The sequence below is a fragment of the Salinimicrobium profundisediminis genome (assembly GCF_026241755.1).
Lineage (GTDB): Bacteria > Bacteroidota > Bacteroidia > Flavobacteriales > Flavobacteriaceae > Salinimicrobium > Salinimicrobium profundisediminis.
Map to the genome: position 1 here is coordinate 1 of NZ_JAPJDA010000039.1, position 15427 is coordinate 15427.

13 protein-coding genes and 2 tRNA genes are annotated in these 15427 nt (G+C 42.3%); 5 read left to right on the forward strand and 10 right to left on the reverse strand.

The genetic code is table 11. The annotated features are described in order from the left end of the window. Positions 1-88 precede the first annotated feature (88 nt). Positions 89-1366, forward strand: a complete 1278-nt coding sequence (locus tag OQ279_RS16860) for a UDP-N-acetylmuramoyl-tripeptide--D-alanyl-D-alanine ligase (protein ID WP_266071235.1) — start codon at positions 89-91, stop codon at positions 1364-1366. Positions 1367-1429: 63 nt separating this feature from the next. On the opposite strand, the gene OQ279_RS16865 is transcribed toward OQ279_RS16860, so the two are convergent. From OQ279_RS16865 to OQ279_RS16905, 9 genes are all read right to left on the reverse strand, one after another. After that, entirely contained in the window at positions 1430-3007 is a 1578-nt protein-coding gene (locus OQ279_RS16865) for an NADP-dependent glyceraldehyde-3-phosphate dehydrogenase (protein WP_266071236.1), read from the reverse strand. A gap of 362 nt (positions 3008-3369) precedes the next feature. Next, a tRNA-Val gene (locus tag OQ279_RS16870) sits at positions 3370-3444 on the reverse strand. A 43-nt stretch (positions 3445-3487) separates the two neighbouring features. After that, positions 3488-3562: transfer RNA gene (locus tag OQ279_RS16875), tRNA-Val, on the reverse strand. A 104-nt stretch (positions 3563-3666) separates the two neighbouring features. Next, positions 3667-4884, reverse strand: coding sequence for a bifunctional folylpolyglutamate synthase/dihydrofolate synthase (locus tag OQ279_RS16880; protein ID WP_266071237.1), 1218 nt, complete (start codon positions 4882-4884; stop codon positions 3667-3669). A gap of 5 nt (positions 4885-4889) precedes the next feature. Further along, the gene (locus OQ279_RS16885; protein WP_266071238.1) at positions 4890-5708 is read right to left on the reverse strand and encodes an energy transducer TonB; all 819 of its coding nucleotides are present in this window, start codon (positions 5706-5708) and stop codon (positions 4890-4892) included. Between the two features lie 74 nt (positions 5709-5782). Further along, positions 5783-6175 (reverse strand): ExbD/TolR family protein, encoded by a 393-nt coding sequence (locus tag OQ279_RS16890; RefSeq protein WP_266071239.1) that lies wholly within the window; start codon positions 6173-6175, stop codon positions 5783-5785. Between the two features lies 1 nt (position 6176). Continuing rightward, the gene (locus OQ279_RS16895; protein WP_266071240.1) at positions 6177-6878 is read right to left on the reverse strand and encodes a MotA/TolQ/ExbB proton channel family protein; all 702 of its coding nucleotides are present in this window, start codon (positions 6876-6878) and stop codon (positions 6177-6179) included. A 97-nt stretch (positions 6879-6975) separates the two neighbouring features. Beyond that, the gene (nhaD, locus tag OQ279_RS16900) at positions 6976-8349 is read right to left on the reverse strand and encodes a sodium:proton antiporter NhaD (protein WP_266071242.1); all 1374 of its coding nucleotides are present in this window, start codon (positions 8347-8349) and stop codon (positions 6976-6978) included. A 10-nt stretch (positions 8350-8359) separates the two neighbouring features. Further along, entirely contained in the window at positions 8360-9586 is a 1227-nt protein-coding gene (locus tag OQ279_RS16905; RefSeq protein ID WP_266071243.1) for a Glu/Leu/Phe/Val dehydrogenase dimerization domain-containing protein, read from the reverse strand. A gap of 390 nt (positions 9587-9976) precedes the next feature. On the opposite strand from OQ279_RS16905, the gene OQ279_RS16910 reads away from it, so the two are divergent. From OQ279_RS16910 to OQ279_RS16920, 3 genes are all read left to right on the forward strand, one after another. Then, positions 9977-10315, forward strand: coding sequence for a P-II family nitrogen regulator (locus OQ279_RS16910; protein WP_266071244.1), 339 nt, complete (start codon positions 9977-9979; stop codon positions 10313-10315). A 40-nt stretch (positions 10316-10355) separates the two neighbouring features. After that, positions 10356-11603: an ammonium transporter gene (locus OQ279_RS16915; RefSeq protein WP_266071245.1), complete on the forward strand. Its 1248-nt coding sequence runs from the start codon at positions 10356-10358 to the stop codon at positions 11601-11603. Between the two features lie 92 nt (positions 11604-11695). After that, entirely contained in the window at positions 11696-12805 is a 1110-nt protein-coding gene (locus tag OQ279_RS16920) for a porin (RefSeq protein WP_266071246.1), read from the forward strand. A 125-nt stretch (positions 12806-12930) separates the two neighbouring features. Here OQ279_RS16920 and OQ279_RS16925 read toward each other — a convergent pair whose 3' ends face one another. Beyond that, a complete protein-coding gene (locus tag OQ279_RS16925) occupies positions 12931-13992 on the reverse strand; it encodes an anhydro-N-acetylmuramic acid kinase (RefSeq protein WP_266071248.1) in 1062 nt (353 codons plus the stop codon). A gap of 89 nt (positions 13993-14081) precedes the next feature. Between OQ279_RS16925 and OQ279_RS16930 the strand changes: the two genes are divergently transcribed. Further along, positions 14082-15224 (forward strand): acyl-CoA dehydrogenase, encoded by a 1143-nt coding sequence (locus OQ279_RS16930; RefSeq protein ID WP_266071249.1) that lies wholly within the window; start codon positions 14082-14084, stop codon positions 15222-15224. The last annotated feature ends 203 nt before the right edge of the window (positions 15225-15427 follow it).

Consider the following 15427-nt stretch of genomic DNA (forward strand, 5'->3'; position numbering starts at 1 on the left):
GAAAAAACCACTCCTTTAAATATCTACCAACAAAAAAGCCGCCTAAAAATTACTTTTCAGACAGCCTCTTTTTTTATAGTTTTAATTCATGAACATACCTCAACTCCATAAGCTTTTTCTCACCAGCTCCAGAATTAGCACCGACACCCGAAAAATTAAGGATGGCAGCATATTTTTTGCTCTAAAAGGGGAAAATTTCGATGCAAATGAATTTGCTTCTGAAGCTCTTAACAAAGGTGCAGCTTACGCTGTAGTTGATACCACCCTCGAGAATAACGATAGGTTTATAAAAGTTGAAGATAGCCTCAAAGCACTTCAGGAACTAGCCACGTTTCACCGCCAGCACCTCAAAATTCCCATTCTCGCCCTTACCGGCAGTAATGGCAAAACTACCACCAAAGAATTATTCAATGCAGTACTGTCAAAAAAGTTCAAAACAGTAGCAACTGTTGGCAACCTCAATAACCACATAGGGGTTCCTCTTACTTTGCTGTCTATGAACAGTGAAACCGAACTGGGAATAGTTGAAATGGGAGCAAATCATCAAAAAGAGATTACCTTCCTTTGCAATATTGCCCTCCCGGATTTTGGTTACATCACCAACTTTGGCAAGGCACACCTTGAAGGATTCGGTGGAGTTAAAGGAGTGATAAAAGGAAAGAAAGAACTCTATCAATATTTAAAAAAGAACGAAAAAATGCTCTTTTTGAATCTTGATGATCCTTTACAAAAGGAGGAACAGGAATATGCTCAAAATTTCACTTTCGGCTCCACACCAGCGGCCAATGTTCAAGTAGAATATACCAGTCACGACTCTTTTGCCGGGATCAAAGCCGAAGAAAATGAGATCACAGGAAATCTTACCGGAGCATACAACAGCGCAAATATGGCTGCAGCCTACGCCATAGGCACCTACTTCAAAGTACCCAAAGAAAAGATTAAAGAAGCCCTGGAAGAATACATTCCGCAGAACAATCGCTCTCAAATCATCCTTAAAAACAATCGCAAGATCATTATGGATGCCTATAATGCTAATCCTTCAAGCATGACTGCTGCTTTAGACAATCTAAGTAGGATGGATCTGTCTCCTAAAATAGCAATTTTGGGAGATATGTTTGAGCTGGGAAGTATGGCCGCAGCTGAGCATCAGGAAATAGCTGAGAACTATGCAAAATCTGAAGTTGACAAAATCTTCCTCATAGGTTCAAATTTTGCAGCTACCTCTTTGGAATCAGAAAAGGTGAAGAAATTTGCCACTTTTGAAGCTTTTAAACAGTGGTTCCAACCCTCAGAATTTAATCGGGGAGTCATTCTCGTGAAAGGATCCCGGGGCATGGCCCTGGAACGTGCCCTGGAACTGTTGTAAACCATTCCAATTAACTGAAAGAAAAAATAAGCCCCGATCTTCTATAGACCGGGGCTTGTTCTTTTACAGGATATAATCTGTACTTACAAAATTCGAATTCCTGCTTTGCAGGAGTTCCCTTATGATGGCATTGTTGTAATCATTTTCTTTTGACGCCACAAAAGTCCGTATTGAGAAAGAACGCAGGGCATCGTGTACACTTAAGGTGCCCACTGCCGAATCTTTTCTTCCGGTGAACGGGAAAACATCAGGCCCGCGTTGACAGGCACTGTTAAGGTTTACACGACACACAAGGTTCACCATAGTATCTATTAGCGGAGCTAATTGTTTAATACTTCTGCCAAACAGACTCACCTGCTGCCCATAATTTGAAGCAGCAATCTCGTCGAGCAAAGAATCAATATCAGAAAAAGGCTTTACAGGAATTACTGGACCAAATTGCTCTTCCTTGTAAACCCGCATCTCTGAAGTCACAGGATAAAGAACAGCCGGAAAAATGAAATTTTCGGAAGTTTCCCCTCCCCTTTTATTGAGTACCGAAGCTCCTTTCTCCTTTGCATCATCTATAAGTTCCTGGATATATGCCGGTTTATTGGGCTCGGGAAGTGGCGTAAGTTTCACACCAGGTTCCCACGGGTTTCCAAATTTTAGTTGATCAACCCGTTGAGCGAATCTTTTATTAAACTCTTCCCTAATATCTTCGTGCACATAAACTATTTTAAGAGCCGTGCAACGCTGCCCGTTAAAAGACAAAGTACCGGTGAGAACTTCTTCTATAGTAAGATCGAGATCTGCATCTGGAAGTATAATAGCAGGATTTTTCGCTTCCAGGCCAAGCACCAGCCTTAGACGGTTCTTGTAAGGATGCTGGTCCTGCAGGGCAATTGCCGATGTACTGTTACCTATAAGCGCCAGCACATCAATTCTCCCACTCTTCATAATTGGGGCAGCAACTTCTCTCCCTCTCCCAAAGATCACATTCACCACGCCTTTAGGAAAACTATTTCTGAAGGCTTCCAGTAAAGGAGACAACAGAAGCACTCCATGTTTGGCAGGTTTAAAAATGACAGTATTCCCCATAATGAGCGCAGGGATAAGCAAAGCAAAAGTTTCGTTGAGGGGATAATTATATGGCCCCAGACATAACACCACGCCTAGTGGACCACGCCTGATGTGCGCATTTACTTTATCCCTTTTCTGAAATTTTGCACTGTCACGATCAAGCTGCTTGTATTCTTCAATAGTATCGTAAATATACTCTACTGTACGGTCAAATTCTTTTTCTGAATCGGGAAGGGATTTTCCAATTTCCCACATAAGCAGCTTCACCACTTCTTCTCTCTTGGTCTTCATCTGAGAAACGAATTGTTCCATAGCCGCAATCCTGTCAGAAACTTTCATGGTTGGCCACACCCCCTGTCCTTTTCCATAAGCTTTACAGGCACTCTCCAGCACTTCAAGCGCCGTAGCCTCGTTCATGTGAGGCACTGTGCCAAGAAAGGTGGGTTTGTAGCTTGCGCCGGTAGAAATTGTGGAATAAACTTCATCCATTTCTCCTTCCCACGGAATAAATTCACCGTTTGAGAGATAGCTTTTTTGATGCAACAGGTTGTTGATCGCGAATTTTTCTGCAGTTTTCATTTTGTTAGGGACTTTGTATTTAATGTAAAAGATTATCCTGATCTATCCTTCAGCAAAAATTCTCCTGAAGGCATGTGTTAAAGATAACAATAAAAACATAGCTTCTACATTTTAAACAAATTGTGAAAAATATAAAATAATTAAATATTGCGGACTAAGCGAAAAAACCCCACAAGCTCCTGCTTGTGGGGTTGGGATTTTTTTTGGGCTCATGAGCTACAGCTCTAGAGGCCCTCAACTTCTCCTGTAAAATGATAATATTGAAATAAGAAAATTTATTAATTAAAAAACCTCACAGGTTTTGGAAACCTGTGAGGTTTGTTTGAAATATGCTTTTTATCACTCGGGAATTCCCCATTTTGTGGGTGATACTGGGTTCGAACCAGTGACCCCTACCTTGTCGAGGTAGTGCTCTGAACCAGCTGAGCTAATCACCCTGAAAACCAAAAAAGGCCTCCAAAAAGGAAGCCTTGAATTGTGTGGGCAATGAGGGATTCGAACCCCCGACCCCCTCGGTGTAAACGAGGTGCTCTGAACCAACTGAGCTAATTGCCCTAATATTTTAATGAACTTCAGCATTCTTGAAGTGTGCTTCTCTCTGAATGCGGATGCAAATATAGACTACATTTTTAATTACGCAAAGAATAATTTCAAAAAAATTAAATTATTTCTGCCACAGTGAAAGTACTGCCTCCAACATAGACCACATCTTTAGCAGAAGCCTCTTGTAACGCAGCTTCATAAGCTTCAGTAACTGAAGAAAATACCTTTCCAAAAATGCCATTTTCGGCTGCTGTTTTCTGTAATTCTTCCGCAGCAAGTCCGCGGGGAACATTAGGTCTGGAAAAATAATATTTTGCAGATTTTGGAAAAATTGGCAGCACCGAAGTAAGATCTTTGTCGTTTACCACGCCTATAACCAGGTGCAAATCCTCAAATTTTTCTTCCTGTAGCTGTTTCATAGCATAAACCAACCCCTCTTTATTATGTGCAGTATCACAAATTACCCTTGGATCTTCCTGCAGCACTTCCCAGCGGCCCCGAAGCCCAGTGTTAAAAATGACATTTTTGAGACCTTTTTCTGCAGCTTCTTCTCGCAGCTCCCATCCAAGATCCTTCAGCACATCTAAAGCCATAGAAACTGTGCGTATATTCCATTTCTGATACTGCCCCTTGAGATCGGAAGTATAAGATCTTCCTCGGAAGTCTTCAGCTAAATAAAATGGTGCATTTTTGGATTCAGCCAATCGCTTAAATACGGGAAAAGTCTCTTCCTGGTACTCCCCTATCACTACAGGAGTATTTTCTTTTATGATCCCGCCTTTTTCAGCAGCAATTTTAGGCAGCGTGTTACCGAGGATGTTCACGTGGTCAAAACCAATATTGGTGATTACAGAAAGTTCTGGAGAAATAATGTTCGTGGAATCAAGTCTCCCGCCAAGCCCTACTTCAATAACTGCAATGTCAACATTTTCTTCGGAAAAATAATTAAAGGCCATCCCTACTGTCATTTCAAAGAATGAAAGGCTTTCCTTCTCAAAAAAGGCTTTATTGGATGCAATAAATTGCATCACGGCGGCTTCAGAAATCATTTCGCCGTTGATCTTAATACGTTCCCTAAAATCTTTTAAATGTGGCGAAGTATAAAGCCCCACTTTGTAGCCAGCCTCCTGCAACACCGAAGCGAGCATGTGTGAAACAGACCCTTTTCCATTGGTACCTGCAACATGTATACTCTTAAAGTGCTTATGTGGCTCACCCAGCTGCTTCACCAGACTGGTAATATTGTGAAGGTCTACCCGATAGGCTTTATTTCCGACCTGCTGATACATGGGCAACTGCTGAAACATCCACTCAACAGTTTCAGTATAAGTCATCAAAGTTATTCGGTAAGTTTAAAATTGTAGATAATAGTTCCCACCTGCTTTACAGGTGCATCGGCGTCGCTGTTAAAACGCGTGGCCAGGGCGGCTCTTTTTGCAGGATCTGTAAGACAGGTTGCGTTGTTTGTAGTTCCTTTAACGCCGGGTATTGCACGGGTAACCTGCCCGTTACGGTTTACCTCTATTTGAACCACCACTATCCCAGATTCATTACAATCCTGCACAAATTTTTCTTTGTTTAAGGCTTTACGGCCACCCAAACGATAATTCCCATCCCCGTCAAGACCCATTCCGGTTCCGTAGTATGATTTTGCATTAGGATCGCCATCGGGGCTTCCTTTATCGCCCGCAGCCTGGTCGTTACCTTCTCCACCTTTCGCCTGTCCGTCGTTTGCAGGACCGTTAAGTATACTGCTCAGGGCATCGGTAGTAGATTTTGAAGGTTTGGGATCGGGTTTTTTAACAGGCTCTTCCACCTTTTTTACCGGAGTTTCCACCTTCTGAACTACCTTTTCTTCTTTCTTCTTCTCAATTACAGGCGCTTCAGTGATTTCCTGGGTAACAACTTCTTCTTTAATATTGGTTTCTACCGGAGTCACAGGAGCAGCTGTTTGCTGGGGTGCCGTTTTTATGGGCTCAGTGGGCTGCTCTGTACCCGAACCAACTTCTGAAGTTCCAAAATTAATGGCTATGCCGTTCTCGGGTGGCGGATCGAGATAAGTGAAACCAAAGAACAGCAATAGCAGTATAAGCAGTACGTGAAGCACCACTGTTATTGCCATCGACTTTCGTTCATGTTCTGTTTCCAGGTATTTCACTTTGTTCTTCTCTTAAAATTTATGCCGCAAACTTAGTTCCACAATTAGAGGAAATAATGAGGAAGCAAAGATATTTATTCAGGTTTTACAGCAAGTACAATCTTGTAGCGATTCCTGTTGGCAATATCCATCACATCTACTGCTTTCTCAATAGGCACTCCTTCTTCGGCCCGTAGGATAATAGTAGGATCTTCTTCGCCGCTCAAGACTTCTTTGAGCCTTGCCTCAAGGGAGCTATTGCTCACTCTTTCTTTATTGATATAAACCTGTAGGTCTTTTGTAATACTCACCGCCACATTTTGTTTGTTCGTGGTCTTACCTTTTGCCTTTGGCAGGATAAGATCAAGCGCTTCCGGAGTGATAGCCGGCGAGGTGAGCATAAAAAAGATCAACAACAGGAATACAATATCGGTCATGGAACTCATACTGAATTCTGGACTGATCTTATTTCTGCCTCTTAAATTCATACTATACCGGTTCGTTTAGAAGGTCAAGGAAATCTACTGCTGTTGCTTCCATTTGGTGCACTACCTTATCGGTCTTTACCACGAGGTGGTTATACCCAATATAAGCAATAATACCTACAATAAGCCCAGCCACGGTAGTGGTCATCGCGGTGTAAATACCTTCTGCAAGGGCGCCCATTTCGGCCTGCCCGCTACTGGTTGCCAGTTCATGAAAGGCAATGACCATCCCTATAACCGTTCCAAGAAAACCAATCATAGGCGCAGCTCCTGCAATAGTAGCAAGAACGCTCACATTCTTTTCGAGTTTGTAGACTTCAAGCCGACCTGCATTCTCGATAGCAGTATTGATATCTTCTAACGGACTCCCAATACGATCAAGCCCCTTTGCAGTAAGCCTGGCTACAGGCGAATTAGCCTGAGCACAACGAATTCTTGCAGACTCAATATTGCCGTGCAGTACGCTATCTTTGATCTGGTTCATGAAATTACTGTCTGTTTCTGAAGCTGCCTTGATAGCAAACAACCTCTCGAAATAGATGTAAATGGCGGCAAACAACAGTATGAAGAGAATAAAGATGATCACCTGTCCTCCTATTCCACCGCTTAGAAACAAGTCAAATAAAGAAAGAGTTTTTTCCTCTACTACCGGCTCTGCCCCCTCTACGGCCTGGGCAAGACCATCTTCCTGAAAAAAGTATAGCATTTGTGTATCTGGTTTTTTATGTAACGTGAGAATACAATTTTAATTGTAAAGATAAACAGCCTTTGATTTATTACAACCTAAAAGCACAAATATAAATCTAGAAGAAATTATTAAGAATTATAAAACTAACAGCTCCCCCTAAAAATCCTAGTAGAGCCAGGGGCGCAATGTTTTTTAGGTACCACATGAAGTTGATCTTTTCCATTCCCATAGCGGCAACACCCGCAGCAGACCCTATGATGAGAAGACTACCTCCTGTACCTGCACTATAGGCTATAAAATGCCATATCCTGTCATCTATTGGGAAATCGTACATAGCCATAGAAGCTGCTACCAGCGGTACATTATCTATTACTGCGGAAAGCCCCCCGAGAATTACCACTACTGCATCCATACTCGGAATCGCCTGAGAAAGCTGACTGGCGGCATAAAACAATGTACCAACCTGCTGCCCCTGAAGAGTTCCAAACACAAGGCTCTCAAGCCCTGCCACTGCCAGTAAAATTCCGAGGAAAAAAAGGATACTTGAAAATTCAATATTCGAAAGAGCTTTATGCGTTGAGTATAAATTCTTTTCGTTTTTGCTGATATTTTTCACCGGCTTTACATATTCTGAAAGCATCCAGACAAGGCTTAAACTAAACAGCATACCTATGTATGGTGGCAAACCAGTAACGGCCTTAAAAATTGGAACCAGAAGAATAGCCCCCAAACCTGCATAAAGCATTTTTCGGCTACTCAACAACCTTTCAGAATCATCATCAATCACTTTCTTCTTTAAAACCGTTTTTCCCTGAAATGCTTTAAGACGCATAGCTGCAGCAAACGGAAGTATAAAACAGAATAATGCAGGGATGATGAGATGCTCTGCCAGGCCTGCTGCCGTTACTTTGTTGTTTATCCAGAGCATGGTAGTGGTCACATCACCAATGGGCGACCAGGCTCCCCCGGCATTAGCAGCAATTACAATAAGTGCAGCAAACCATACCCGGTAATCACGTTTAGGAACCAGCTTGCGCAGCAGCGTAACAAGAATGATTGTAGCGGTTAAGTTATCAATGACTGCAGAAAGTACGAACGCAAGAGACCCCAGTATCCACAGCAGCTTCTTTTTGTCGGTAGTGACAATGGCTTTCTTAATAATAGCAAACCCACGATGAAGATCTATGATCTCCACAATGGTCATTGCTCCAATAAGAAAAAACAAAATCTCACTTATAGAACTAAAGTGGTGCATGAGATTTGCTTTAAAACCCCACATTTGCTCTGCCAGGTTTCCTTTAGTTATATTAAAAACTTCCCCGTGATAATCTACGATAGAAAGAAGCCCTTTGTTAAAACCAAAAGCGATTCCGGCCCAAATAACGGTCGCCATTAAGAGGGCGGAAACTGCTTTATCAAGTTTTAATGGATGCTCCAGCGTTATTGCCAGGTATCCAACAATAAAAATTACAATTAAAATGCTTACCATAATAATAACATCACACCAGCTTTGTCAATGCAACTTCAAATGCAGTTTTACTCACATTGGTCTTATTGCTATTGTGGTTAAAGGTATTTTGAATCGCGTTCTTGATGGTAATTGAAGTATCGTTAAAGATTGCTTCATCGGTCATTTGTACCCTGCGTTCCATAAAATAGGCAAAAACCCGGGCCATTCCGCAGTTTGCAATAAAGTCGGGAATCACGCTTATCTTCTCATCGGTATATTCCATTATGGGGCCAAAGAAGATCTCCTTGTCGGCAAAGGGAACATTGGCACCACTGGAGATCACTTCTAAACCAGAACTCACCATTTGATCTACCTGTTCACGGGTAATTAAGCGCGAAGCGGCACAAGGTGCAAAAACCTGTGCTTCCAGTTTCCAGATGCGCTCATTGATCTCCTCAAAAGGGATCATCTTTTCCGATTTTAGCGAATTCCCTTCTTTATTCAGGAATAACTCCCTGATCTCGTCAAAAGAAAAACCATCTTCGTTGATTAACCCGCCTGCACGATCAATGATCCCAACAACCTTTGCTCCCATCTGCGCGAGATAATACGCTGCGGCAGAACCTACATTTCCAAATCCCTGAACAATGGCTTTCTTCCCCTGCACATTTCCGCCATAAACGTCATAGTAATGCCGCACGGCTTCGGCCACTCCATAACCGGTGATCATATCGGCCACGGTGTATTTCCGGGAAACATCGGGTGAAAATTTGCTATTTTCAAGCACCTTGATTACGCCCTGCCTTAACTGGCCAATGCGGTTGATCTTATCGGCTTCGGTGGGTTTAAAATGTCCGTTAAAAACCCCTTCCTGCGGATGCCAAACCCCGGAATCTTCTGTAATGGGAATTACTTCATGTATTTCATCCACATTCAGGTCACCCCCGGTACCATAATAACTTTTCAGCAGCGGTGACACGGCTTTATACCAACGCTCTAAAACGCCTTTTTTGCGAGGATCATTGGGGTCAAAATTTATACCCGACTTTGCGCCGCCAATAGCAGGACCCGAAACAGTGAACTTCACTTCCATAGTTTTAGCCAGGGAGAGCACTTCATTCATGTCAAGCCCTTTCCTCATCCTGGTACCACCACCTGCAGCTCCACCTCGCAGGGAGTTGATCACCACCCAGCCTTCGGCTTCGGTTTCAGGATCTTTCCAGTTAAAAACAATCTCTGGTGCTTTATTTTGATATAGATTAAGTAATTCTTTCATAATATTTAAAAATTGCTGAACAAATATAAAAAACTATGAATTGCGTAGTGTTATAGGCATGATATATTTTGAATTTCACAAAAAAGATGAGTTTGTAAGTAATGAATTCGAATTCTCTTACCTGATAGCTTTTTAGAACGCAATCATCTTTTTCTGAAGTTTTTGCACAATTTTTCTCCTGATTTCCTTCTGAAAAAACAAAATCTCACCCCGACGAGTGGCTTTCATTTTACTTATGCAATAAAAAAATATATAATTTATTACTACCCCCTAATTTTTTAGGGATATAAAATGTGAAACTATTTTTTTTACACACTTAACCCCTATTTTTTTAGACTTAAACAGTTTTTTAGTATAATTTTATGTGTCTTAACACAAAATTAGTTCTTTATGAAAAAAATCGAAGCCATCATTAGAAAGTCAAAATTTGACGATGTAAAAAAGGCTCTTCATGAAATTGGTGTCAATTTCTTCAGTTATTGGGATGTTACCGGAGTAGGTAATGAAACACAGGGGCATGTATACAGGGGTGTCGCCTACAGCACAACAGACATTCAACGCAGGAAAATATCCGTAGTTGTTTCTGATGAATTCCTCGAAAAAACAGTACAGGCAATTCTCGATGCAGCATATACGGGTTCTGTAGGCGACGGTAAAATCTTTGTCTCTACGGTAGAAGAAGCCTTTAGGATTAGAACAAAAGAAAGAGGCACCCTCTCGCTGGCATAATTAACTACTTACAAAACTATTCAACTTAATATTATAAAAAATGGAATTACTTACTAATAACGTATGGATGATGGTCTGCACCGCACTGGTGTTTTTTATGCATCTTGGATTTTCTTTACTGGAAGTGGGACTCACCCGGCAAAAAAATGCCATTAATATCCTCTTTAAAAATGTTTTTATCATTTGCACCGGACTTCTTCTTTATAGTCTCATTGGTTTTAACCTCATGTATCCAGGTTCATTCATTATGGGAATTATCCCCGACTATTTTGTCGGACTTTTTGGGTTACACGCTCCGGTAGCCGACGGTGCCCTTGATCTTACCTACAATGAAGGTTATACCTACTGGACCGACTTTTTATTCCAGGGAATGTTTGCTGCCACTGCGGCTACTATTGTATCGGGAGCTGTCGCCGAAAGGATCAAGCTGTCAGCTTTTATGATGTTTTCCATTATATACCTTGCTATTGTTTATCCAATCGCTGGCTCCTGGAAATGGGGAGGTGGCTTCCTTGATGAGCTTGGGTTCTATGACTTTGCCGGCTCTACCCTGGTACACTCTGTTGGTGGCTGGGCTGCACTTGTAGCAATCTCTTTGTTGGGAGCAAGAATTGGAAAATTTGGAGAAGACGGTAGCTCTCATGCTATTCCCGGTCACAATGTACCTTTAGCAACAGCCGGCGTTTTCATCCTCTGGCTTGGATGGTTTGGCTTTAACGGAGGTTCGGTACTCTCTGCAGATCCATCTGCAACTTCTCTTACTTTAGTGACCACTTGTCTTGCCGCAGCAGCCGGAGGTATTTCCGCTTTCCTTGTATCCACCATCTGGTATAAAAATTATGATCTCACCATGTTCCTGAATGGGATCCTTGGAGGTCTTGTGGGTATCACCGCAGGAGCAGATCTCATGTCTCCTACAGATGCCGTACTTATTGGGCTAATTGCTGGAATACTCATTGTTGCAGGCGTTGCACTTATTGACAAAGTAAGACTGGATGACCCTGTAGGTGCAGTAGCCGTACATCTTATTTGCGGAGTATGGGGCACCCTGGCCGTTGGGATATTTGGAGCCCTGGCAGGCTTTGAGCAGTTTCTCAACCAGCTTATAGGAGTTGCTGTAATTGGGGCTTTTTGCTGTGTATCGGCATTTTTGATTCTTTTTGCAATTAAACGTTCCCTGGGACTTCGCATGGAAACGCATGAAGAAACGGAAGGCCTCGATCTTCATGAACATGGTATGGATGCTTATGCCGAGTTCGCAGGCAAAGTAGAACCTGCAAAACAATAAAAAAAGGAGGAACGCCTGGCAGGGCGCCCCTCCTGAATTCATTTCAAAAAAACCAGTTCAACTCATTTCAACTAATCAAACAAAGTTTTAACATGAAACAAATCACTATTACAAAAATGCAGAAATTTTTAATTTTTGCCTCTATCGGGCTGTGGAATATTTCTGTTTCTGCACAGGAATCTGAAGTACTGGAAGAAGCATTACCCGGTTTTAGTATTGGGGGATCTGTAGACACCTATTTCAGGACAAATTTCAATGGCCTCAATAAATATGTCTATGGCCCCGATGGGGAAACTCCAATTGCTGGTCCCCAGGCTCCCGCCACCGCTTTTGCCAATGATCCCGGTTTTGCATTAGGAATGGCCAATGTCATTCTTGGGTATGAAGGTGAAAAAATAGGTTTCGTGGCCGATCTTGTTTTTGGTCCCCGCGGCGAAGAAGCGGTTTTTCTTTCTATGGGCTCCAGTAATATTGTCAATCAGCTGTACGTTTATTATAACGTGAGTGAGAATGTCCGGCTTACCCTGGGAGATTTCAATACCTTTTTAGGCTATGAAGTGATTTCACCCGTAGATAATTTCAACTACTCCACTTCGTATATGTTTTCCTATGGCCCTTTTTCCCATACCGGTTTAAAAGCAGACATCGCCCTAAACAATAACTGGAGTGCCATGTTAGCCATCATGAACCCCACAGATTATACTGAATTTGATCCTTTTGGAGTGTATACCTTTGGAGCTCAACTTGGTTATTCTAATAGTTCTGGAAGTGCATACCTAAATCTCATTTACGGAGAACAGGCTCCAGGTCTCGATCCCACTTTTCAAATAGATCTCACCACCGGCTGGGATTTCTCTGAGGCTTTTTACCTGGGGCTTAATACAACCTACAATAGTACAGATGATGTTGGGTTCTATGGTGTCGCACTATACCCGCAAATACAAACTTCTGAGAACTTTGCAATCGGCTTAAGGGCCGAATACTTTAAAGAACTGGCAAATGGCCACGATGAAACAGTAGTGTACAATTCTGACGCGAATCTAACCGCCTTTACCCTTACCGGTAACTATACTGTTGGAAGCTTAACTATTAAACCCGAATTAAGACTTGACAGCGTTGACAGGGATGTCTTTATTAACCAGGACCTGGAACCCACAGATAATCTATCCTCTTTTATTCTCGCAGCAGTTTATGCTTTTTAAAAACCCGGGCAGGATAGGTTTGCCTCCTGGCACCTCTATCCTGCTTATATTTTCAGCTTAGATAAATATTGACTATAACCGGCGACTTTAGTAGCCCCCGCAGCCTGTCTATGATCTAATGAGAATTATGGATTAAAAATCTTTCCTGAAGAATGATCTTTTGAAGCCCCTGTGACAGAACCCAGCACGTTATTCTCTCCTCTTAATTTAAGTACACCCAAAAAGGCAAAAATTAGAGCTTCTTTAAAATTCACTACTTCGGGCGCCGGAATTACTACTTGAGTTTTAGTACGCTTCTTAATTTCCTGGATCAGGAATTTGTTAAAAGCACCTCCACCTGTTACCAAAACTTTTTCTTCGGAAGAATCCCGAAATTCATTGGCGATCATTTCCGCAGCATGTTCGGTATAGGTTCTCAGAAGATCGGGAATAGCATCATACTTTTTCAAAAGCGGAAAAATGTGCTTTTGCACCCACTCTATTCCGAGGGACTTTGGAGGACGGAGTCCGTAAAATGGCATTTTTTCGAGCTCCTCCAGAAGCTTTGGCAGTACTTCTCCCGAAGCCGCCACTTCTCCATTCTTATCGAACGGCAGGTTTATTTGTTGGGAAAGCACATTGAGCACGGTGTTTACAGCGCAAATATCATAAGCCAGGCGTCTACCACCATTTATGGTGGAGATGTTTGCGAAACCGCCAATGTTAAGGCAGTAATCGTATTCCCCAAACAACAATTCGTCACCAATAGGCACCAAAGGTGCGCCCTGTCCACCCAGCTGCACGTCTTGCACCCTAAAATCACATACCACCTTACAATTTAAGATTTTTGCAAGCTCAGGTTGGTTGCCAATTTGCAGGGTGTATGCATTTTCGGGTTCGTGTTTAATAGTATGGCCATGACTACATACAGCATGGGTGTCAAAAATGTCATTTTTGGAGAGGAATTCTGAAATGACATTTCCAAGCAATTTCGTATAATCGGTGTCTAATTGCCGCAGCTGTTCTTCATTATATCCTACTGCTTCAGAAAGTTTCTTTTCCCATTCCGGAGAATAAGGAATGGTTTCCGCAGCAATAATTTTATAAGACCAGATTTCAGAAAAGGTGAAATTTACATGGGCTACATCAATGCCATCAAGGGAGGTTCCCGACATTACACCTACAACGTTATAGTTATTTTTGTTCATCACGGTAAAAATAGCCAACTCAATTGAAAAAACGCATGTAAAAGGGTATCTTTGACCTTAAAATTCAACATTTTCTAAAAATATACTGAATGGATTTCAAACTCACTGAAGAACATATTATGATCCGCGATGCGGCACGAGATTTTGCAAAGAACGAGTTGCTCCCCGGAGTAATTGAGAGGGATGAAAAACAGGAATTCCCGAAAGAACAGATCAAGAAAATGGGGGAACTCGGCTTCCTGGGTATGATGGTCTCTCCTGAATACGGCGGTGGCGGTATGGACACAGTGTCTTACGTGTTGGCTATGGAAGAGATTTCGAAGATAGACGCATCGGCATCTGTAGTAATGTCTGTAAACAATTCTTTGGTTTGTTGGGGGATTGAAAAATTCGGAAATGAAGAGCAAAAACAAAAGTATCTTCCAAAACTAGCCACAGGAGAATCTATTGGCGCCTTTTGTCTTTCTGAACCTGAAGCCGGAAGTGATGCGACTTCGCAAAGAACAACCGCGATTGAAAAAGACGACCACTACCTTCTTAACGGAACAAAAAACTGGATCACCAATGGTAGTACTGCAGATTATTACATTGTGATTGCGCAAACACACCCTGAAAAAAAACACAAGGGAATTAATGCTTTTATCATTGAAAAGGGCTGGAAAGGCTTTGAAATTGGCCCAAAGGAGCAGAAATTAGGAATTCGTGGAAGTGATACCCACTCTCTAAACTTCAATGATGTAAAGGTTCCAAAAGAAAACCGGATTGGCGAAGATGGCTTCGGATTTAAATTTGCGATGAAAACACTTTCTGGAGGACGTATTGGGATTGCAGCGCAGGCTTTAGGTATCGCAGCCGGGGCTTATGAGCTTGCAAAAGAATATTCGAAAGTGCGCAAAGCTTTTGGAACAGAGATCATGAACCACCAGGCTATAGCTTTTAAACTGGCCGACATGCATACTTCAATAGAGGCTTCACGCCATCTCGTGATGAAAGCAGCCTGTGATAAGGACAATGGGGAAAATTACGACCTTAGCGGCGCCATGGCTAAACTCTTTGCATCAAAAACAGCGATGGATGTCACTGTTGAAGCGGTACAGGTACACGGCGGAAACGGATACGTAAAAGAATACCACGTAGAGCGATTAATGCGAGATGCGAAGATCACTCAGATATATGAAGGTACTTCAGAGATCCAGAAAATTGTGATCTCCAGGAGCATTTTGAGAGATTAGGATTGATTTAAAAAGGAATATAATTGGATAAGCCCGGTCTTTAAGATCGGGCTTTTTTTGTGGACATTCCCGGGAAGTTATTGTGGAACAAGGCACGGATTGCAAATCCGCGCCAGCGGGATAAACTCTTCGTTTATGTTTCCTGAAGAAATTTTGAGAAAAGAAGACCCTCCCCATCCGCCTGCGGCGGATTGCCCCTCCCT